Annotated in this window: 17 protein-coding genes and 2 tRNA genes; 2 read left to right on the forward strand and 17 right to left on the reverse strand. The window is 70.8% G+C overall.

Going from position 1 to position 19,451, the window contains the following annotated elements:
* Positions 1-273 precede the first annotated feature (273 nt).
* The 6 genes from ACLJWH_RS16525 to ACLJWH_RS16550 form a co-directional block, all read right to left on the reverse strand.
* The gene (locus tag ACLJWH_RS16525; RefSeq protein WP_411142461.1) at positions 274-519 is read right to left on the reverse strand and encodes a hypothetical protein; all 246 of its coding nucleotides are present in this window, start codon (positions 517-519) and stop codon (positions 274-276) included.
* Between the two features lie 25 nt (positions 520-544).
* Positions 545-1,390: a DegV family protein gene (locus tag ACLJWH_RS16530; RefSeq protein WP_411142462.1), complete on the reverse strand. Its 846-nt coding sequence runs from the start codon at positions 1,388-1,390 to the stop codon at positions 545-547.
* Between the two features lie 212 nt (positions 1,391-1,602).
* Entirely contained in the window at positions 1,603-2,394 is a 792-nt protein-coding gene (locus tag ACLJWH_RS16535; RefSeq protein WP_411142463.1) for a hypothetical protein, read from the reverse strand.
* Between the two features lie 175 nt (positions 2,395-2,569).
* Positions 2,570-5,491: a leucine--tRNA ligase gene (locus tag ACLJWH_RS16540; RefSeq protein WP_411142464.1), complete on the reverse strand. Its 2,922-nt coding sequence runs from the start codon at positions 5,489-5,491 to the stop codon at positions 2,570-2,572.
* A gap of 373 nt (positions 5,492-5,864) precedes the next feature.
* Positions 5,865-7,823, reverse strand: coding sequence for a protease pro-enzyme activation domain-containing protein (locus ACLJWH_RS16545; protein ID WP_411142465.1), 1,959 nt, complete (start codon positions 7,821-7,823; stop codon positions 5,865-5,867).
* Between the two features lie 418 nt (positions 7,824-8,241).
* Positions 8,242-8,314, reverse strand: a tRNA-Ala gene (locus ACLJWH_RS16550).
* Between the two features lie 152 nt (positions 8,315-8,466).
* Here ACLJWH_RS16550 and ACLJWH_RS16555 point away from each other — a divergent pair.
* Positions 8,467-9,822 (forward strand): glycosyltransferase 87 family protein, encoded by a 1,356-nt coding sequence (locus ACLJWH_RS16555; protein ID WP_411142466.1) that lies wholly within the window; start codon positions 8,467-8,469, stop codon positions 9,820-9,822.
* Here ACLJWH_RS16555 and phsA read toward each other — a convergent pair.
* The 10 genes from phsA to ACLJWH_RS16605 form a co-directional block, all read right to left on the reverse strand.
* The gene (phsA, locus tag ACLJWH_RS16560; protein WP_411142467.1) at positions 9,749-11,587 is read right to left on the reverse strand and encodes an O-aminophenol oxidase PhsA; all 1,839 of its coding nucleotides are present in this window, start codon (positions 11,585-11,587) and stop codon (positions 9,749-9,751) included. The genes ACLJWH_RS16555 and phsA overlap by 74 nt on opposite strands.
* A 254-nt stretch (positions 11,588-11,841) precedes the next feature.
* Positions 11,842-12,075: a hypothetical protein gene (locus ACLJWH_RS16565; RefSeq protein WP_030413843.1), complete on the reverse strand. Its 234-nt coding sequence runs from the start codon at positions 12,073-12,075 to the stop codon at positions 11,842-11,844.
* Between the two features lie 3 nt (positions 12,076-12,078).
* Complete coding sequence (locus ACLJWH_RS16570) at positions 12,079-12,327, reverse strand: hypothetical protein (RefSeq protein ID WP_411142613.1); 249 nt, start codon at positions 12,325-12,327, stop codon at positions 12,079-12,081.
* A gap of 157 nt (positions 12,328-12,484) precedes the next feature.
* Positions 12,485-12,557 (reverse strand) — tRNA-Ala (locus ACLJWH_RS16575).
* Between the two features lie 112 nt (positions 12,558-12,669).
* Complete coding sequence (locus ACLJWH_RS16580; protein WP_411142604.1) at positions 12,670-13,323, reverse strand: histidine phosphatase family protein; 654 nt, start codon at positions 13,321-13,323, stop codon at positions 12,670-12,672.
* Positions 13,320-13,754: a ribosome silencing factor gene (rsfS, locus tag ACLJWH_RS16585; RefSeq protein ID WP_411142468.1), complete on the reverse strand. Its 435-nt coding sequence runs from the start codon at positions 13,752-13,754 to the stop codon at positions 13,320-13,322. Before rsfS ends, ACLJWH_RS16580 begins: the two co-directional genes overlap by 4 nt.
* A gap of 230 nt (positions 13,755-13,984) precedes the next feature.
* The gene (locus ACLJWH_RS16590; protein WP_411142469.1) at positions 13,985-15,904 is read right to left on the reverse strand and encodes an LCP family protein; all 1,920 of its coding nucleotides are present in this window, start codon (positions 15,902-15,904) and stop codon (positions 13,985-13,987) included.
* Between the two features lie 36 nt (positions 15,905-15,940).
* Complete coding sequence (nadD, locus tag ACLJWH_RS16595) at positions 15,941-16,552, reverse strand: nicotinate-nucleotide adenylyltransferase (RefSeq protein ID WP_411142470.1); 612 nt, start codon at positions 16,550-16,552, stop codon at positions 15,941-15,943.
* Positions 16,553-16,603: 51 nt separating this feature from the next.
* A complete protein-coding gene (locus tag ACLJWH_RS16600) occupies positions 16,604-16,765 on the reverse strand; it encodes a hypothetical protein (RefSeq protein WP_411142471.1) in 162 nt (53 codons plus the stop codon).
* A 163-nt stretch (positions 16,766-16,928) separates the two neighbouring features.
* Positions 16,929-17,084 carry a hypothetical protein gene (locus tag ACLJWH_RS16605; RefSeq protein WP_411142472.1) on the reverse strand — a complete coding sequence of 52 codons (156 nt, stop codon included), beginning with the start codon at positions 17,082-17,084 and terminating at the stop codon, positions 16,929-16,931.
* Positions 17,085-17,215: 131 nt separating this feature from the next.
* On the opposite strand from ACLJWH_RS16605, the gene ACLJWH_RS16610 reads away from it, so the two are divergent.
* On the forward strand, positions 17,216-18,331 hold the full coding sequence (locus ACLJWH_RS16610) for a M48 family metallopeptidase (protein ID WP_411142473.1): 1,116 nt from the start codon (positions 17,216-17,218) through the stop codon (positions 18,329-18,331).
* Here the strand turns inward: ACLJWH_RS16610 and ACLJWH_RS16615 are convergent.
* Positions 18,294-19,424 carry a hypothetical protein gene (locus tag ACLJWH_RS16615; protein WP_411142474.1) on the reverse strand — a complete coding sequence of 377 codons (1,131 nt, stop codon included), beginning with the start codon at positions 19,422-19,424 and terminating at the stop codon, positions 18,294-18,296. The two genes, ACLJWH_RS16610 and ACLJWH_RS16615, sit on opposite strands and share 38 nt — an antisense overlap.
* Positions 19,425-19,451: the final 27 nt, after the last annotated feature.

Below are 19,451 nucleotides of genomic sequence, written 5' to 3' on the forward strand. Positions count from 1 at the left end.
CCCACGTCACCGAAGAGCGCCGCAGCCCGTGCCCGCACCATCTCCGCGGACTCGCGGTGCCGATCGCCACGCCTCGCGGCAGCTCGGGCGCGACCCCGCTCCCGCCGCCGGTCACGGGCGCGGCCATCGGATCCGGAAGCCCGGCCGGGCCCCGAAGTCACACCGGCCGACCGAGCCGACGGACCGCGTGCCACCGACCGGTCCAACGCCTCGGGCGAAGCAGACGGATCAACCGAAGCCGACGAATCAACTTGAGCAGTCAGATCAGTCAGATCAGTCGGAGCGGGCAAAGCAGGAAAGGCAGACGAAGGAGCCGAAGAAACCGAAGTAGCGGACGTGGCCGAAGGAATCGATGTAGCCGAAGGAACCGAAACAGACCGAGACGACGACAGGCCCGGCCGAGCTGACGGAAATGCTGATCCAGAGTTCATAACAACCGACGCTAAGCACCTCGCGCCGATCGCGCTGACCGCCGTCAAATACCGTGGACAGCGGGCCAGTTGTGGATAACCCGGTCACCCACAGGCGCCGTCGGTCACGCCGCTCATCGCGCCGACACCACGGCCCCCAGCAGCCCCGGCCCGGTATGTGCGCCGATCACCGCGCCGACCTCGCTCACATGCAGTTCGCGCAGCCCCGGCACCCGTTCCCGCAACCGTTCGGCCAGCGCGTCCGCGCGCTCCGCCGCCGCGAGATGGTGCACGGCGATATCGACCTCTCCCAGGCCCGCCCGCTCCGCGGCGATCTCCTCCAGCCGGGCGATGGCCTTGGACGCCGTACGGACCTTTTCCAGCAGTTCGATCCGTCCGTCGGCCAGCTGGAGGATCGGTTTGACGGCGAGCGCCGAGCCGAGCAGCGCCTGCGCCGCCCCGATCCGGCCACCGCGCCGCAGATAGTCCAGGGTGTCGACGTAGAAGTAGGCGGCGGTACCCGCGGCGCGCTTCTCCGCCGCCGCCACCGCCTCGTCCACGTCCCCACCGGCCTCCGCCGTCTCCGCGGCCGCGAGGGCGCAGAACCCGAGGGCCATCGCGACCATCCCGGTGTCCACGACTCGTACGGGTACCGGGGCCTCCTTGGCCGCGAGCACCGCCGCGTCGTAGGTGCCGGAGACTTCCGCGGAGAGATGGAGCGAGACGATGCCGCTCGCGCCGGCCGCCGCGACCGTGCGATAGGTCTCCGCGAACGCCGCGGGGCTGGGCCGGGAGGTGGTCACCGACTGGCGCTTCTGGAGCGCCTGGGCGACGGATCTCGCCGAGATCTCGGTGCCCTCTTCCAGGGCCTGGTCCCCCAGGACGACGGTCAGCGGCACGGCCGTGATCTGATGGCGCTCAAGTGCCGCCCGCGGCAGGTAGGCCGTGGAATCGGTGACGATAGCGACATGGGGGGACATGACTGGGAGATTATCCGGGGATTCCCACACCCGACAGTGCGGGCCCCGTTCCAGGATCTCTCAGGGTCATTCCCGGATCCAGCAGGACCGTTTTCCGGAACTTCGCTTCCCGGAATCCGCCGGTTTTGGCCGCGGGCCCGCCAGCGGCCTCCCGGCCGGTCACATCACGGCGCCGACCGCCGCCGTACGCCCGCACCGCCGTGGTACCCCCCTCAGGTGGTCCCCTCGGTCCGCGGGACCTTCTGCCACGGGTAGGACGGCTTTGTCCGCGGATTCCGGGCAGTGATCGCCGACGGCTCCGCCGCCTCCGGCCCCCAGGAGTACGAACCGGCCGCCGCACCGGAGCGCCCATCGGCCCCCGCACCGCCGGCGGTACCGGAACCACGCCCCGCACCGGGACCATCCGCTCCCGGCGTCCCACCTGCCGCAGCCGCCCCCGGCACCTGGTCGCCCACCGGCTCCTGGGTCCAGTGCCGCAGTGCGCCGGCCTCCATGTCGATCTGGTCGCTGAGCGCCTCCAGATCGTCGTCCGCGAATTTCCGCGCCCGGTCGCGCGCCGCCCAGCGCAGCGACTCCGCGGAGTGCGCGATCCGCTGCGTACGCTCCCGGAGGTCCGGCAGCCGCGCGGCGATGGTGGCCTTGTCGGGCTCCCGCTCCAGCCGCTTCAGCTCTTCGTCCAGCTCATGGCCGTGGGCGCTGAGCCGCTCGAAGAGGCCCAGCGACTCGCTGAGCGAGGCGTCGTCCCGGGCACCGGTGCGCAGCACCTCCTGGGTGGCGCGCATCGACGTACGCAGCGAGAGCCGCAGCTGGGCCAGCTCACCGACCACACCCGGCTGGGCGAACTGGCGGGCCCGCAGGCCGGTGTCCTCGACGGTTCTGCGGGCCTGGGCGACCGTCCGGTCCACGGAGCGCTTGGCCGCCTGTACGGCCCTGACCGTCAGGAACACCCCGGCCGCGATGAACAGGGTGAAGAGCAGCCCGAAGATGGCGATGGCAACTTCCATGGGCTCTCCCAGGGTGTCGGCGGCGCCGGAACCATGCCCCGCGCGCGGTACTTCCGCGTAGTTCCACGGTAAACGGCCGGGGCAGGCAGGGCGTTCCGAACGAACCCCCAGCCTGCCCCGAACTTCCCCGTAGGGGAAGGCACGGCCCGACGGGTACTCCCGCCGTACCGCCGCGCTACGCGGGCACGATATTGACCAGCTTCGGCGCCCGGACGATCACCTTGCGGATACCGGCGCCGCCCAGCGCCGCGACCACGGCGGGCTCGGCCAGTGCGGCCGTCTCCAGGTCCGCGTCCGAGATCGACGGCGCGACCTCCAGCCGCGCCTTGACCTTGCCCTTGATCTGTACGACGCAGGTCACGGTCTCGTCCACGACATACGCCGGGTCGGCCACCGGGAAGGCCGCGTGCACGATGGTGTCGGTGTGGCCCAGCTTGCGCCACAGCTCCTCGGCGACGTGCGGCGCCAGCGGGGCGATCAGCAGCACCAACTGCTCCGCGACCGTGCGCGACACCGGGCCGCCCACCTTGGTCAGGTGGTTGTTCAGCTCGGTGATCTTGGCGATGGCGGTGTTGAAACGCAGGTTCGCCAGGTCCTGGGTGACGCCGTCGATCGCCTTGTGCAGGGCCCGCAGGGTGGCCTCGTCGGGCTCCGCGTCGACGACGGTGACCTCGCCGGTCGCCTCGTCCACGACGTTGCGCCACAGCCGCTGGAGCAGCCGGTACTGGCCGACGACCGCCCGGGTGTCCCACGGGCGCGAGACATCCAGCGGGCCCATCGCCATCTCGTACAGCCGCAGCGTGTCCGCGCCGTACTCGGCACAGATCTCGTCCGGGGTGACGGCGTTCTTCAGGGACTTGCCCATCTTGCCCAGGACCCGGCTGACCTTCTGTCCCTGGTGGTAGTACGCGCCGTCGCGCTCCTCGACCTCGGCGGCCGGCACCGCGATGCCTCGGCTGTCCCGGTAGACGAACGCCTGGATCATGCCCTGGTTGTAGAGCTTGTGGAACGGCTCGGAGGACGAGACGTGCCCCAGGTCGTGCAGCACCTTGGACCAGAAGCGGGCGTACAGCAGGTGGAGCACGGCGTGCTCCGCGCCGCCGACGTACAGGTCCACGCCGCCGGCCGGCCGGCCCTCGCCCGGCCCCATCCAGTACTGCTCGATGCCCGGGTCGACCAGCGCGTCGGCGTTGTGCGGGTCCAGGTAGCGCATCTCGTACCAGCACGAACCCGCCCAGTTGGGCATGGTGTTGGTCTCCCGGCGGTAGCGCTTGAGGCCGGCGCCGTCGCCCAGGTCCAGCTCGACGTCGACCCAGTCCTCGTTGCGGGACAGCGGGGTCTCCGGCCGGGTGTCGGCGTCGTCGGCGTCGAAGGTGCGCGGCGAGTAGTCCTCGACCTCCGGCAGCTCCAGCGGCAGCATCGACTCGGGCAGCGCGTGCGCCACACCGTCCTCGTCGTAGACGATCGGGAACGGCTCGCCCCAGTAGCGCTGGCGGCTGAACAGCCAGTCGCGCAGCCGGAAGTTGACGGTGCCCTCGCCGATGCCCCGGGCGGCCAGCCAGTCGGTGATCTTCGCCTTGGCTTCGGTGACGACCAGGCCGTCCAGCGAGATCTCCGCGCCGGTCGAGTTGACGATCTTCGCGTCGTACGAGTCGAAGGCATCGTCCCAGGTCGTGGGGTCCTGGCCGCGGTCGTCGGCGGGCTCGACCACACAGCGCATGGGCAGCTCGAAGGCGCGCGCGAAGGCGAAGTCGCGGCTGTCGTGCGCCGGGACTGCCATGATCGCGCCGGTGCCGTAGCCCATCAGGACGTAGTCGGCGATGAAGACCGGGACCTGCTCGCCGCTGACCGGGTTGGTCGCGTACACGCCGGTGAAGACGCCGGTCTTGTCCTTGGCCTCGGCCTGCCGCTCGACGTCCGACTTGGCGGCGGCCTGCTTGCGGTACGCGGCGACGGCGTCACCGGGGGTGGCATGGCCGCCGGTCCACACGTCGTGGGTGCCCTCGGGCCAGGCCGCCGGGACGATGGACCCGGTGCCGTTGGCACCCGAGACCAGCTCGTGCTCGGGGGCCAGCACCATGTACGTCGCGCCGAACAGGGTGTCCTGGCGGGTGGTGAAGACCGTGATGTGCGCGTCGTCGCCCACCGGGAAGTCGACGCGGGCGCCCTCGGAGCGGCCGATCCAGTTGCGCTGCTGGAGTTTGATGGCCTCGGGCCAGTCCAGCGCGTCCAGGTCGTTCAGCAGCCGGTCGGCGTAGGCGGTGATGCGCATGTTCCACTGGCGCAGCTTGGCCTTGAAGACCGGATAGTTGCCGCGCTCGGACCGGCCGTCGGCGGTGACCTCCTCATTGGCCAGCACGGTGCCCAGCCCGGGGCACCAGTTGACCGGCGCGTCCGAGGCGTACGCCAGGCGGTACTCGCCCAGGACGGAGGCGCGCTCGGCGGCGCTCAGCTCCGCCCAGGCCCGGCCGTCGGGAGTCGGCCGGGTACCGGCCTCGAACTGGGCGACCAGGGTGTCGATGGGCCGCGCCGCGTCCGCCTCCGGGTCGTACCAGGAGTTGAAGATCTGTACGAAGATCCACTGGGTCCACTTGTAGTACGCCGGGTCGATCGTCTCGACCGATCGGCGCAGGTCGTGGCCCAGTCCCAGGCGGCGCAGCTGGCGCCGCATGTTGACGATGTTGGCCTCGGTGGAGACCCGCGGGTGGGTGCCGGTCTGGACTGCGTACTGCTCGGCGGGCAGGCCGAAGGCGTCGAAACCGAGGGTGTGCAGGACGTTGTGGCCCGTCATGCGCTGGTGGCGGGCGTAGACGTCGGTGGCGATGAAGCCCAGCGGGTGGCCGACGTGCAGACCGGCGCCCGAGGGGTAGGGGAACATGTCCATGATGAACTTCTTGGGGCGGGCCACCAGCGCGGCGTCGCCGGCCAGGTCACCGCTCGGGTTCGGGGCCTCGTAGGTCCCCGCCGACTCCCAGAAGTCCTGCCAGCGTGCCTCGATGTCGGCGGCCAGGGCGGCTGTGTAGCGGTGCGGCGCTGCGACCTCGGTGGGGGCACCGCCCGCGCCATGGGCAGCGGGGGAGGTAGTCGTCTCGCTCATCGTCCTCAAAGCTCCATCGATCGTCTCTGCCTGCGGCTGCTGTGAACACTGCGGTTTCTGCGGAAACAAAAATGCCCCTCGCACAGGAGGGGACGCCGCGCCGATGCCGACCCGGATGGCCACGGAGAGTGGCCCGGTCGGTACTGATCAGCGCGGCCCGCTAAGCAGAAGGCGTACGGCACGCATGGCGCCAGGGTACCGCAGGGCGTACGGGGCCCGCGCCGTGGATTCCCCGGCACGGGCCCCGCCTGCGTCGTTCCGCGCTCCGCGCCGGGTCCGCTGTCCCCGGGCCAGGAGAGGGCCCCGGAGATCGGGAGGGAGCCCGTGGGCCGAAAGACGGCCCGTGGCCCCGGGGCGGTGGAACGGTCCTGCGTCAGGGGCGGTAGGAGCTCACATAGCCGTCGCCCGGCGAGCCCACGCCCGTGACGTCGTCGTAGCCGACGCCCGCGTGCAGGGAGCTGTCCTTGCCCAGGCTGCGCAGCGTGGTCGTGGTGCCCTGGCTGGCGTCGACGCCGTTGACGTAGTCGACGCGGACGACCGCCAGGTCACGGCCGGCGCCCAGCGGGTGGTCGGTGACGTCGTGGTACGCGGCGGTGCCGTAGCGCTGGTAGATGGCGGGGTTGGCGAAGCCGATGGCGATGCCGTGCCGGGCCTGCTGTGCCAGCGCCTGGACGCCCGCGATCACCGGGGCCGCCAGGGAGGTGCCGCCGATGCGGTACTCGTCGTAGCCGAGCTTGCCGCCCGGCAGGGACTGGGTCTGGCCGACCAGGAATCCGGTGTTGGGGTCGGCGACCGCCGCGATGTCCGGAATGGTGCGCATCGGGGCGCTGCCGCCCGCCTTGGAGAGCGCGTCCGGGACGACGCCGCGCTGGTAGAAGGGCTGCGGGACGGACTTACTGGTGCCGCCGCCCGCGCCGCCGTTGAACTCGCCGGGGAAGCCGGTCCAGTTGTTGCCGTCCTTGGAGAGCACCGACTTCTGGGTGCCCCAGCCGGTCTCCCACTGGTACGTGTCGTGCTTGCCGACGGCGAGCGCGGTGCCGCCGACCGCGGTCACCCACGCGGAGTTCGCCGGGGTGTCCACCTGCTTGGTACCGGTGTGGGCGAGCTCGTCACCGTTGTCGCCGGTGGAGAAGTAGAAGCCGATGCCCTGCACCGCGCCCTGCTGGAAGATCTGGTCGTAGGCGGCGGCCACGTCCGGGGTCTCGTTGGCCTCGACGTCGCCCCACGAGTTGGAGACGATGTCCGCGAGGTGGCTGTCGACGACCTTGCCGAGCGAGTCGAGCAGGTCGTTGTCCATGCAGGAGGCGCCGCCGACGTAGACGACGTCGGCGTCGGGGGCGACCGCGTGTACGGCCTCGACGTCGAGAGTCTCCTCGCCGTACCAGCCGGCCGCGCCGCACTCCTGGATGTTCGTGTAGTCCTTGGGCAGCACCTGGGAGAGCTGGCCGCGGCGGTAGCGCGGGTCACCGTTGCGGGCGGCGTACTTGTCCGCGTCCTGGGCGATGGTCGGCGAGGCGTAGGCGTCGGTGATCGCGACGGTGACGCCCTTGCCGGTCCACTTCTTCGCCCCGTAGGCGGCGCGCAGCTGCTTACCGGTGTAGCCCTTGATCGCGTACGGCGCCTTGCTCCCGTAGGCCGACGGCAGGTTCTTGTCCGTCTTGGAGCCGTACGACGTCGAGAACGGGCCGGCGTTGCGGAAGACCGCGGACGGCGGCGGCAGTTCGGTGGAGTGGTGCTGCGCGTAATGCGGCGCGTTGTCCAGACCGGTCACCGTCAGGACCGCGTCGGAGAGCGCGGCGGGCGCGGAGGCGGTGGTGGACGGCGCGTGGTAGGTGTGGCCGCTCTTGCGGTAGTTGTGCAGGTCGGTGGCGAAGGCCCGCGAGGCGGCGGCCGCGTCACCCTGGACCGTGAGGTAGCGGTTGGTGGTTCCGGTGACCCTCAGACCGGACTTTTTCAGCCAGGCGGTCACCCTGGCTATCTGGTCCTGCGTGGCGCCGTAGCGGGAGCGCACCTGGGCGGGGCTCAGGTACTTCCCGTACGCGGCGGAGTGCGGGTCGGACACGGCCTTGGCGTAGTCCGCGAGGCCCTTGGCGTCGCGGCCGGCCAGGTAGACGCGGGCGTTGACGTCCGCGGAACCGGCGGTGGCACCCTGGTCGGCCTGCTGGGTGGCCCACCCGGGCTTGGTGCCCTGGAGCGTGTGCCGGCCGCCGTCGTGCCCCGCGGCGTCGGCGGCGGGTGCGCCGAGCGCGAGCGCGCCGGCGACCAGCGGCAGCGCCGCTGCCCAGGCCAGACCGGAACGGGCGCGCAGTGATCTGGAGCGGCTTGATCTCATGGAACCCCCTGCTGTGGCGATGCGGTGGCGGTGACACGGCGCCCGGCTCCGCGGTGGTGTGCGGCACGGGCTGCGGGCGCGCAGCCCGTGCCCCGCGGTGCGCCTGTGCACGGCGTCTCGCGAGCGGTGAATGCGACGGATGTAACACTCACGTGGTTCGACACTCTTTCGGTGAACTGTTCATGTCAGGGGCATGTGATCACCAAGAAGCGCCCAAGGAATGACAAGGATTGACCATGAACGATCACCGAGAGGTCAGACAACTCGCCTTACGGCGGCGCCTATTGACTGGATATCAGCACAACCTGAAAGAAAGTCCCATATCGGGAGCTGTGCGGGGGCCGCTGACTTCCGGCGCATTCCGGTCCGCACACGACGAAGCGGGCCGCCCGACTCGGACGGCCCGCTTCGATCACTGTGGAGCTAAGGAGAATTGAACTCCTGACCTCCTGCATGCCATGCAGGCGCTCTACCAACTGAGCTATAGCCCCTTGTTTTGTTCCGCCCGGTTTCCCTCGGCGGCATCGCCTACATTACACGGCCCTCCCGGGCTTCTGCCAAATCGTTCTGCCGCAGGCCCCGGGACGCGACGCGGGATACGCTCGGCCGTCCGTGCCCGATTCGTCCTGGGGAGCCGTACGCCGTGACCGCGCTGGAGCTGGAACAGTCCGCCGACCCCCGCGGCCCCGGCCTCCGCAGGGGCTTCGTCCACCGTCATCCGACCGCGATGGCGGCCCTGGCCTGCCTCGTCTCCTTCACCGCTTTCTGGATCGCTCAGCGCCTGGCGCACGTGACGATGATCGACCTCATGGTCTACCGCGCCGAGGGCTGGACCGCCCGCAACGGCGCGGCCCTCTACGACATGGTGGCGACCTCGGCGCATCTGCCCAACACCTATCCGCCCTTCGCGGCGCTGCTGTTCACACCGCTGACGCTGTTCGGCGTCCCGACAATGCGCACCCTCGCCACGGCCGGCAACCTCCTGCTGCTCGTCGCCGTCGTCCAGCTCTCCCTCCGTCTCGTCGGCCGGCCCCGGCGGCTGCCCCGTCCCGCGGCGGCATTGGCGCTCTCCGCGCTGCTGGTGTGGTGCGAGCCGGTATGGACGACGCTGCGCTACGGGCAGATCAACCTCCTCGTCGCCGTACTGGTCCTGTGGGACCTGACCCGCAAGGACACCAACCGCTGGGCGGGCATCGGCATCGGCATCGCGGCCGGGATCAAGCTCACCCCGGCCCTGTTCGCCGTCTTCCTGGCGGTGGCCGGCGCCGTCCGCGGCTGGCAGCTGCTGCGCTCGGGCGCCGGGGCGCGCGCCGCCTGGAACCCCTGGCTGCGGCAGGCCGCCGTCGCCACCCTGACCTTCCTCGGCACCGCCCTCCTCGGTGCCCTCGTGCTGCCCCGCGACGCGCTCCGCTTCTGGACCGAGATCGTGTTCGCCGCCGACCGGGTCGGTGAGGTGGAGATCACCGCGAACCAGTCGCTGCGCGGCGTCCTCGCCCGGCTGCTGCACACCCACGACCCGGGCCTGGCCTGGCTCGTGCCCGCCGGTCTCACCGCCGTGCTCGGGCTGGCGCTGGCCGCCGGGGCGCTGCTGCGCGGGCAGCGTGCCTGGGCGGCCGTCGCCTGCGCGGCGACCGCCCTGCTGGTCAGCCCGATCTCCTGGTCGCACCACTGGGTGTGGTGCGTACCCGCGCTGATCCTGCTCGGCTCCGAGGCGCTCGCGTCCACCGGCACCGCCGCCCGCCGCCGGTGGACGGCGACCGCCGCGATGGGCCTCCTGTTCTGCTCGTTCGCGCTGTGGTGGGTGCCGCACCGCTGGCACCAGCACGAGGAACTGCACCAGAACGGCGTCCAGATGCTGCTCTCCGGCGGCTACCCGATCGCCGGTCTGGCGCTGCTCGCGCTGACCGCGGCCCGGCTGTGGCGGCTCAGCGGGCGTGGTGGCCGTGGCTCCCGTCCGGCTGATGGTGGTGGTGGAACTCCAGCGCCTCCGGCGGCATGACCACGAAGGGGCGCATCATCCCCATGTCCTCGTGCTCCAGCAGATGGCAGTGGTACATGAAGCGGCCCCGCGCACCGCGGAACTGGCCGATCACGTTCACCATCTGGCCCGGCGGGACCTGGATGACGTCCTTCCAGCCCCGGTCGCCGGGGGCTATCGCCGCCGCACCGCCGTACTCCAGTGGTGCACGGGTGCCGCCGAGCTCCGTGTCGAAGGGGCTCTCCGGATCCGCCGGATAGATGTCCCGGCTCAGGACCTGGAAGTCGATCAGGTGGATGTGCATCGGGTGCGTCCCGGCGCCGCCGAGGTTCAGGAAGCTCCACTGCTCCCAGTCGCCATGGCGGACCATGAAGCCCAGCGTGTCATCGAACATCCGGCCGCCACGCTGATACGTGCGCACCACCCCGTCGGCGCCCTTGACCTGGATGACCCCCTCGCCGGGAACGCACACCGTGCCCGGCTCGGCCTGCCGCATCTCCCAGATCTCCGGATGACCGTCACCGACCGGTCCCGGCGGGGTGAGCACGACCAGCCGGTGCTGATGCCTGGGCGCGGTGTCGTGGGTGAGCCGCTCGAACGACGAGGAGAGCACCGCCGGCAGGACGAACCCGTCGGCGGCCTTCTGCGACCCCACCCGGAACTGCATCACCTGCGGATACGCCACCCCCGGCGCGTCGTTGACCAGCCGGAGCGTACGGCCGCGCAGCCGGCCGAAGTCGATCAGCAGGTCCATCCGCTCGGCCGGAGCCACCGAGAGAGCGCCGTCCACCGCAAGCGGCCGTGGCAGCAGCCCACCGTCCGAACCGATCTGGTGCACCGCACCGGTGACCTGCTCGCCCGTCTCGTCGTCCACCAGCCGGAGGGTGAAGGTACGGGCGTTGGCGCCGTTGAGGAGGCGGAAGCGGTACCAGCGCGCGTCGACCTTCGCGTGCGGCCAGATCGTGCCGTTGACGAGGGTGAACGGGCCGGCGAAGGGGATGGTGATGTTCCTGCCCTGCGCGTCGGTACCGGTGATCAGCGTCTTGTGCAGCAGACGGCCCGTCAGTCTGCCGTCCTCGTCGGTGTCGAGGTTGCGGTCCTGGATGACGAGCGGGATCTCGTGCTCCCCGGCGGGGAGTTGGAGGGCGTCCTCCTCCTCGTCCCGGACGAGATACATCCCGCACAGGCCCGCGTAGACGTTCCAGCGGGTGATGTCCATGGCGTGGTCGTGGTACCACCAGGTGGCCGCGCGATGGTCGTTGGGATACTCCGACAGCTGCGCGTCACCCTGCGCGACGGCGTTCTCCGTCCAGCCGTCGTTGCCGCCGCCGGTCACGGCGCCGTGCAGATGCGTCACGACCCAGGCCGGCAGGCGGCCCACCCCCTCGACGACGGTGGCACCTGCCCGGCCCGGTACGTCGGTGGGCAGCGGTGCCCCCGGTACGGCCCGCGCCTCGGCCGCGGTCACCGGATAGCCGCCGGTGAGGCGGTTGACCCAGGCGATGCGCAGCCGTTCGCGGCGCCGCACCTCGATGGTCGGCCCCGGGTAGTGCCCCGCGTACGCCCACACCTTGGTCGGCGGGAGCTGGCTGTGCAGCCGCACCCAGGTGGTTCTCAGCTCGATGTCGATGCCGCGGCCGGCTCCCCTGCGGCCGGGCCGCAGGACCGGCGGTACGCGCAGTACGTCGACGAACGGCGTCAGTCCGGCCGCGGCCGCCCGCTTCCGGCTCCACTCGGCGCCGTCGGCCGTTCCCGTCCGGGCAGGTTCGATACTCGTTTCTGTCATGTCGCGACCCCCGTGTCGCTTCCCCCGTTGCCGCCGGCCGTTTCCGGCGGCAGCTCTTGTGCTCTCCAACGCCTCGCGGACACACGGGAGTTCCACCCCGTACGAAAACCACGGAAAATTCATGGAACGAGAATCCCGGCACGGGATGCCCGGCACGGGAGACCCGGAAGCCGTGACGAGCCCGGCACCGTGGGCGGACACACAGCCCTACGGGGCGCCACGGCCTGCGCCCGGACCGCCCCTCGCGGCCCGGTTCAGGCCGTGGCGAAGGAGTAGAAACGCTTCAGCGTGCAGTGCTCGTCCAGCAGCCGCCCGTAGATCGGCTCCCCGTCGAGTTCGCGGTAGGTCTCGATCGGGTCGCCCTTTATGACCAGGGCGCGGGCGCATTCCTCGCACCAGTACTGGTAGTCGGTGTTGACCGGTTCCATGTCACGGACGATCGGCGTACCGCTGCCGCACCAGTCGCATTTCCTGCTGTGAGCCCCCATCAGTCAGCTCCAACTGTGGCCGCAGGCCGTGCAGACGAAGGAGATATCTCCGTTGTCGCCCAGCATCTGCGCGATATGGGGCGAACCGCAGGAGGGGCACCGCAGCGCCGAACCGTCACTGCCGCGGCATCCGGACGCGGGGCCGTCGGCAGGGCGGGGCTGCCGTAGGGCGGCTGCGGGCCGCCGGGCGGCGCCGGGCAGCTCGACCGCTTCGAGCAGGTCATCGACCTCCTCAAGGGAGCTTGTGGGCATCGCGGTCTCTCCTCCCCTGCCGACGCCGTCCGATTCTGCCACGGACCGCCGACCGGGTCAGTCCCCCCTGAGCGCGCCCCCATAACGCAGTGATCCCGTCCCCTCACGTTCCAGTGTCGGGCACTGGATCCGCGAGGAGACGGGATCATCCGGGCTGTGGAGCTAAGGAGAATTGAACTCCTGACCTCCTGCATGCCATGCAGGCGCTCTACCAACTGAGCTATAGCCCCGGGTCTTGTTCCGCTCCCCCGGGTTTCCCCCGGCGGCGCCGCGAACAAGAAGAACTTTAGCCTGCGACCTGCCCAGATGTGAAATCCGGTCGGCCGGCCCCGGTCACGGGGCTCAGACGTCGTCGCCGAGCACCGGCTCCGGCAGGGTGCCGGCGTTGTGCTCCAGCAGGCGCCAGCCACGCGCACCCTCGCCCAGCACGGACCAGCAGCAGTTCGACAGGCCGCCCAGGCTCTCCCAGTGCGGGGAGTCCAGGCCGAGCAGCCGCCCGATGGTGGTACGGATCGTGCCGCCGTGGCTGACGACGACCAGAGTGCCGTCGTCGGGCAGCTTGCCGGCGTGGTCGAGCACGACCGGGGCGGCCCGGTCGGCGACCTCGGTCTCCAGCTCACCGCCGCCGCGCCGCACCGGCTCACCGCGTTTCCAGGCGGCGTACTGCTCGCCGTGCCGCGCGAGGATCTCCTCGTGCGTCAGCCCCTGCCAGGCGCCCGCGTAGCTCTCCCGCAGCGCCGCGTCGTACGTCACCTCAAGACGGGTGAGCACGGCCAGCTCGCGCGCCGTCGCCCCGGCCCGCTGGAGGTCGGAGGCGACGATCGCGTCCGGTTTGAGGGCCGTGAGCAGCCGGGCCGCGCGCCGCGCCTGCCCGAGACCCGCCTCCGTCAGCTCGATATCCGTCGAGCCCTGGAAGCGGCGCTCCAGATTCCACGCCGTCTGGCCGTGGCGCCACAGGACTATGCGGCGGCCCCGGCCGCCATCGGTGCCGTTCAGTGCAGCTCTCCGTCCCGTTCGCCGGCCGTCGCCTCGGCGTGCGCCGCGGCCTTGCCGCGGGTGGCCTTGGCCTCCTCGGGGAGACCGATCTCGGGGCAGTCCTTCCACAGGCGCTCCAGCGCGTAGAACACGCGCTCCTCGCTGTGCTGGACGTGCACCACGATGTCGACGTAGTCGAGCAGCACCCAGCGGGCCTCGCGGTCGCCCTCGCGGCGCACCGGCTTGACGCCGAGGTCCTTGCTGAGCCGTTCCTCGATCTCGTCGACGATCGACTTGACCTGGCGGTCGTTGGGCGCCGAGGCCAGCAGGAAGGCGTCGGTGATCGAGAGGACGTCACTGACGTCGTACGCGATGATGTCGTGCGCGAGCTTGTCGGCCGCTGCCTGAGCGGCGGCGTTGATGAGCTCGATGGAGCGGTCCGTGGCGGTCACAAGCGGCTTTCCGGGTCGGGGGCAGCTTTTCCGGCCGGGGCACGCGGCCCGCGGCAAAGCCGCGGCGCGCCGCGGGCCCGCATGGGCGGCCGGATCAGCGGTCAGGTACCCCTCAAGGGTCTCACGGACCGCCGACACTCCCGGATGCCTTTTCGAACCGGCTGGTCAGCGCGGTGCTGAGGCCGGCCGCGCGGACCGGGGCGACGGTCCGCCCCGGGGCGCGCGCCGGGTCAGCCCCGGAAGTCCTTGCCCAGCACGACGGTGACATCGGCGTTCGGGGCGCCCTTGCCCTGCTTGACGGCGCCCGGGGGCAGCCCCAGCGTCTTGGCGATCTCCGCGGCCTGCGCCTGGTGGCCGGCGTCCGCGTAGGTGACCTCGGACGCGGACCGTGCCGTCCCGTCGGTGCCGTCGTCGACGACGGTGTAGCCGCCGTTGACCAGCGTGGCCTGTGCCTTGGCGCCGGTGCCCTTGCCGCCACCGGCGTTGCGGACCGCGACCCGGGCGGTCGCTCCGGGGTCCGTCTTCTTGACCGTGCCGCCGAGCACTTCCTTGACGACGGTGTCCGCGACCGTCTGGCTGAGCGTGCCGTCCGCCTGCACGGACAGCACGGTGGTGCTGTACGCGCCGGCCTTGGCCAGCTCCGCCCGCTGCGCCAGCGAGCTGCCCAGCTGGCCCTCGGTGAGCGGCGGGTCCAGCACCTGGAGCAGCGACTTCACGGTGGCCGTGGCACCGTCCGCGTCGGTGGAGACCTTCTTCAGGGTGGCCTGCATGACCTGCCCGAACCGCGCCAGCTGCTTGGGCTGCGCCTCGCCCGGCGCCTGGTAGGTGGCGTACGCGACGGCCGCCTGCCCGTTGAGGACCTGCGCGCTGCCCTGTTTGACGACCGGGGGGCCGTCCTTCTTGGCGTCGGGGACGGTGGCATCCGTGTCGAGGGTGATACCGCCGACGGTCTCGACGAGGTTCTCCAGATACGGGGTGTCCAGCCGCCAGCTGGCCTTGAGGTCGGCGCCCAGGAGGGTGTTGAGGGACTCCCGGGTCGGGTCGGTGCCCGCGTCCTTGACGGACTTGCCGAGCGTCGTGGTGGTCCCGTCGTCCTTGGGGACGATGAGGCTGTTGGGCAGGAGGACAGTGGTGCCCTTGTGGGTGGTCTCGTTGTCCACCAGCAGCGCCGTCGAGCTGTTGCCGGTCTTGGTGTCCCGCAGGTGCACGACGAGTACGTCGCGCTTCTGCCCGCCGCCGGCCGCCGCCGGGCCGGTGTCCGCGCCGGAGAGGCCCGGCAGCTTGCCCGCCCACCACAGATAGCCCACGCCGCCGACGACCAGCAGGGCCAGCACGACGGACAGCACGACGATGCGGCTGCGGCCGCGCCGCTTGGCCTCCTCGCGCCGCTCGGTGCGGCTCTCGCTGAACTTCAGCCAGTCGATGACGTCTTCGGAGTCCTCGTCCGGCTCCTCGATGAACGAGAACTGCTCGGTGCGGTAGTCGGGAGCCGAGGAGGCGGCCGAAGCGGACGCAGCGGGTGCGGAAGGCGAAGCGGGTGCGGAAGGAGGGGCGGGGGGCGAGGTGGCGGCCGGTGGGGCCGCGGAGCCGGACGGGGTGCCGGTCGCCTCCGTGCCGTCCGACGGGCCGCGCTGCGCCGGCGGCCGGTGCTCCTCGTACGGCTGCGGCACCGGCTCCTGGTAGAGCTGCCCGTCGTACGGGATCTGCTCGTACGGCGACTGCGACGCCTGCTGCGGGATCCACTCCTGTTGTTGCTGTTGCTGCTGCTGGTAAGTCTGTTGCTGCTGGGGCTGGGCATATGTGTCGTACTGCTGGGGATAGCCCTGCTGCTGTGCCTGCCCACTGCCGTAGGCGTCGTAGCCGTACTCCTGCCGGCCCGGATACGGCTGCTGCCCCTGGTACTGCTGCGGGTCCGCGCCCGTACGGCCCCCGTACGGGTCGTACGGGTCGTAGGGCGCGGCGGCGACCGGCTGTCCGTACTGGTCGTACTGGTTGTGGTGCTGCTGCTCGTAGGGCTGCTGCGACGTGTCGCGGTACACCGGCTGCCCGTAGGCGTCATAGGTGTGGTTCGGCTGCCCCTGCTGCTGCGGGGCATACGGGTCATGGGCATACGGGTCGTGCGGCCCGTACGGATCCTGCCGATCGCTCACCGGTGCCCCTTTTCCGTCAGCATTCCGTCGGCCCCGTCAGCGGTCGTGGCGGTACAGCTCTTTTTTGTCGATGTAGCGCACCACACCGTCCGGCACCAGGTACCAGACCGGATCCCCCTGGGCGACGCGGGCCCGGCAGTCGGTCGAGGAGATGGCCAGCGCGGGCACCTCGACGAGCGACACCGCGCCTTCGGGCAGCCCGGGGTCCGCGAGGACATGGCCGGGCCTGGTCACCCCGATGAAATGGGCCAGCGACACCAGTTCGTCGGCGTCGTGCCAGGTCAGGATCTGACCGAGGGCGTCGGCACCGGTGATGAAGAAGAGGTCCGCGTCGACGTGCTCCGCGCGCAGATCACGCAGGGTGTCGATGGTGTACGTCTTGCCGCCGCGGTCGATGTCGATGCGGCTGACGGAGAACTGCGGGTTCGACGCGGTCGCGATAACCGTCATCAGATACCGGTCCTCGGCCGGGGACACCGTCTTATGGCTCTTCTGCCACGGCTGCCCAGTGGGGACGAAGACGACCTCGTCGAGGTGGAACTGGCTGGCCACCTCGCTGGCGGCGACCAGGTGTCCGTGATGGATCGGGTCGAATGTGCCGCCCATCACTCCGAGTCGCCGCTTCACGGGCTCTGTGTGCTCTCCCATGCGTGCAGACCCTACTGGGCGACGCGCGATGCCGGAGGCCGGGTGCCGGGCTCAGCGGTCCCGGTTGAAGCGGGTCACGATCCAGAGCAGGAGAAGCAGGGCAATCAGGGCGCCGCCGCCGGTCACGAACGGGCTCAGGCTGGCGTGGTTGCCACCCTCCTGCCCGGCCTCGGCGAGGGAAACCAGGGGCTGTGCGGTGCTGTACAGGCTCATCGTCGGCAGGACCAATCCGGGCTGGGGTCGGACAGAGACTTCCGCCACATCGTAAGCGTGGGCTCACCGCGGGCTCACGGCGACTCCACCCTGGAGCGCCCACGAGCGCCCGGCGCGCCTTCCGGCAGCCGGTCAGGGGACCGCACCCGCGGCCGCCTCGGGGTCAGTCCTGGTTGCCGCCGTAGCCCCGGAGCAGGAACCACGCGAGGAGGGCGGCGCCGATGACGCCGACGATGATCACGGTGCGCAGGATCCAGCCGGGGCCGTCGGCCCGGCTGGTGTCCTGGACTGCCGCGAGCAGCACGCTCGAATTCAGCATGACGGTGCGCTCCCTTGTGTACGGGGCCGGTGCGGCCGTGGTGCGATCGCCAGCGTACGCCCGAGCATCCATTCGCCTGTCAGTGGCGTCCTCTAGGCTGAACACACGCAGTCGAGCAGGGGGAGGCCCCAATGACGGAGAGCCCAGACGGCAGCGAGCGGGTACCGAGCCGGGACCGCAGGCGGTTCCCCGGGATCTCGTCCCGGTCGTACGAGCACCCGGCGGATCGTTCTGCGCTGGTGGCGCTGCGCAAGCTGAGCGGATTCGACACCGTCTTCAAGACGCTCAGCGGCTTGTTGCCGGAGCGCAGCCTGCGGCTGCTCTTCCTGTCGGATTCGGTCCGGGTCGGCGAGCAGCAGTTCGCCCATCTCAACGACATGCTCCGCGACGCCTGCCACATCCTGGACCTGGAGAAGGTCCCGCCGATGTACGTCAATCAGGATCCGCAGCCCAACGCCATGTGCATCGGCCTGGACGAGCCGATCATCGTGGTGACGACGGGCCTGGTCGAGCTCCTGGACGAGGAGGAGATGCGGGCGGTCATCGGCCATGAGGTGGGCCACGCCCTGTCCGGACACGCCGTCTACCGCACGGTCCTGCTCTTCCTGACGAATCTCGCCCTGAAGGTCGCCTGGATCCCGCTGGGCAATGTCGCGATCATGGCGATCGTGACCGCGCTGCGCGAGTGGTTCCGCAAGTCGGAGCTGTCCGCGGACCGCGCCGGACTGCTGGTCGGGCAGGACCTTGAGGCGTCGATGCGCGGGCTGATGAAGCTGGCCGGCGGCAATCATCTGCACCAGATGAATGTGGACGCGTTCCTCAAGCAGGCCGAGGAGTACGAATCGGGCGGCGATCTGCGCGACTCCGTGCTGAAGATCCTCAATGTCCTCCCGCGCAGCCACCCCTTCACCACCGTGCGCGCCGCCGAGCTGAAGAAGTGGGCGGCCAGCCGCGACTTCCAGCGCATCATGGACGGCCACTACCCGCGCCGTGACGAGGACAAGGACGCCTCGGTCTCCGACTCCTTCAAGGACTCCGCGACGCATTACGCCGACACCGTGCGCAACAGCAAGGACCCGCTGATGGGCCTGGTGCGCGATATCGCGGGCGGCGCCGGCGACCTGGGCGGCAAGCTGCGCGACTCGGTCTTCCGCGGCGGCTCCCGGTCCGGCGGCTCCGGCCCGGCAGGCGGCAAGGGCTCGGGCGGCGCTAACGGATCGGATGGCTCGGGTTCGGCTGAGAAGTAGCCGCCAGCTCACCGCAGAGCGAGGGGCCGACCCGGCCATGGGCGTAGGGATCGGTGCCCGTCGGCCGGTCGGTCCCGGCGTGCTGCCCCGCCAGCAGCGGGCTCAGCACATCGGCCGGGTCCGACGAGCAGGCCACCGGCCCCGCCTGGAGACTGCTCTGGAGGACCTCCAGGCGATGCTCGTTGAGGTCGCCGCGGCTGATGCGGAAGTGCACCTCGCGCCGGACGGTCAGCAGCGAGGCGGCGCCCGGTATGGCCCTGCCGATGCCGTGGCCCACGGGGGCGTTCTGCTGCGCGGCGCCCGGTGCGGCCCGTACGGCGTAGACGAAGGTGTAGTCGGCGGAGACCTCCAGCGCGTCCGGGCTCAGCTCCGCCGCGGAGAGTGTGCCGTCGACCCGTACGTTCCGGTCGGCGAGTTCGGTCTGTCCCGGATCGAAGCGGATCAGCCAGCCGGTCGCCGCGTAGCGCCCGTCATCGGCGGGGTGCGCCAAGCTCCGGTCGAACTGGTCGAGTTGGCCGGTGTCCAGCAGCAGCCGCACCGGGCGGACGGATCCGCCGGTGAGGGTGGCCGGGTCGATCGAGGAGCGGACGAGGTAGTCCTTCGCGATGGTCAGCGCGGAGACCACCTGGCTGTCGGAGAAGTGCTGAGTGCGTTCGACGGTCGGCAGATTGACGCCCGCGGCGCCGATCCTGAAATGCGCCGCCGGGCTGTGCGTGAAGAGATCGTCAGGGGACGCGCCGGGCACGGCCCCGGCCGGCGCGAGCGGTACGACCGAGGACCGCAGCAGTTGCACGGGCGACGCGTCGGGGGCCTTGTAGGGGTGGCGCACGCCCATGTAGACGGCCGTGCCGAAGGCGAGCACTATCAGTATCACCAGCAACAGTGCCTGCCGGGAGCCACCGATCCGCAACCAGCGGTGGCGGGTCTTCACGGCCGGCGAGTGGTGCTCGCCCAGCCGCTCATCGGCGGAGAATTCCTGAAGCCGCGCAGCGCGCACGAACGACTCGTCGAAAACAACGGATCGGTATTCGTCCTCACCGCCTCCCGGGGCGCCGTCAGGCGTCCCTTCGGGAGGGTCACCAGGCCCGCTCATACAACAAGAGTAGGTCTGCGACGCCGG

The organism is Streptomyces sp. x-80 (assembly GCF_046549095.1).
GTDB classification, from domain to species: Bacteria; Actinomycetota; Actinomycetes; order Streptomycetales; family Streptomycetaceae; genus Streptomyces; species Streptomyces celluloflavus.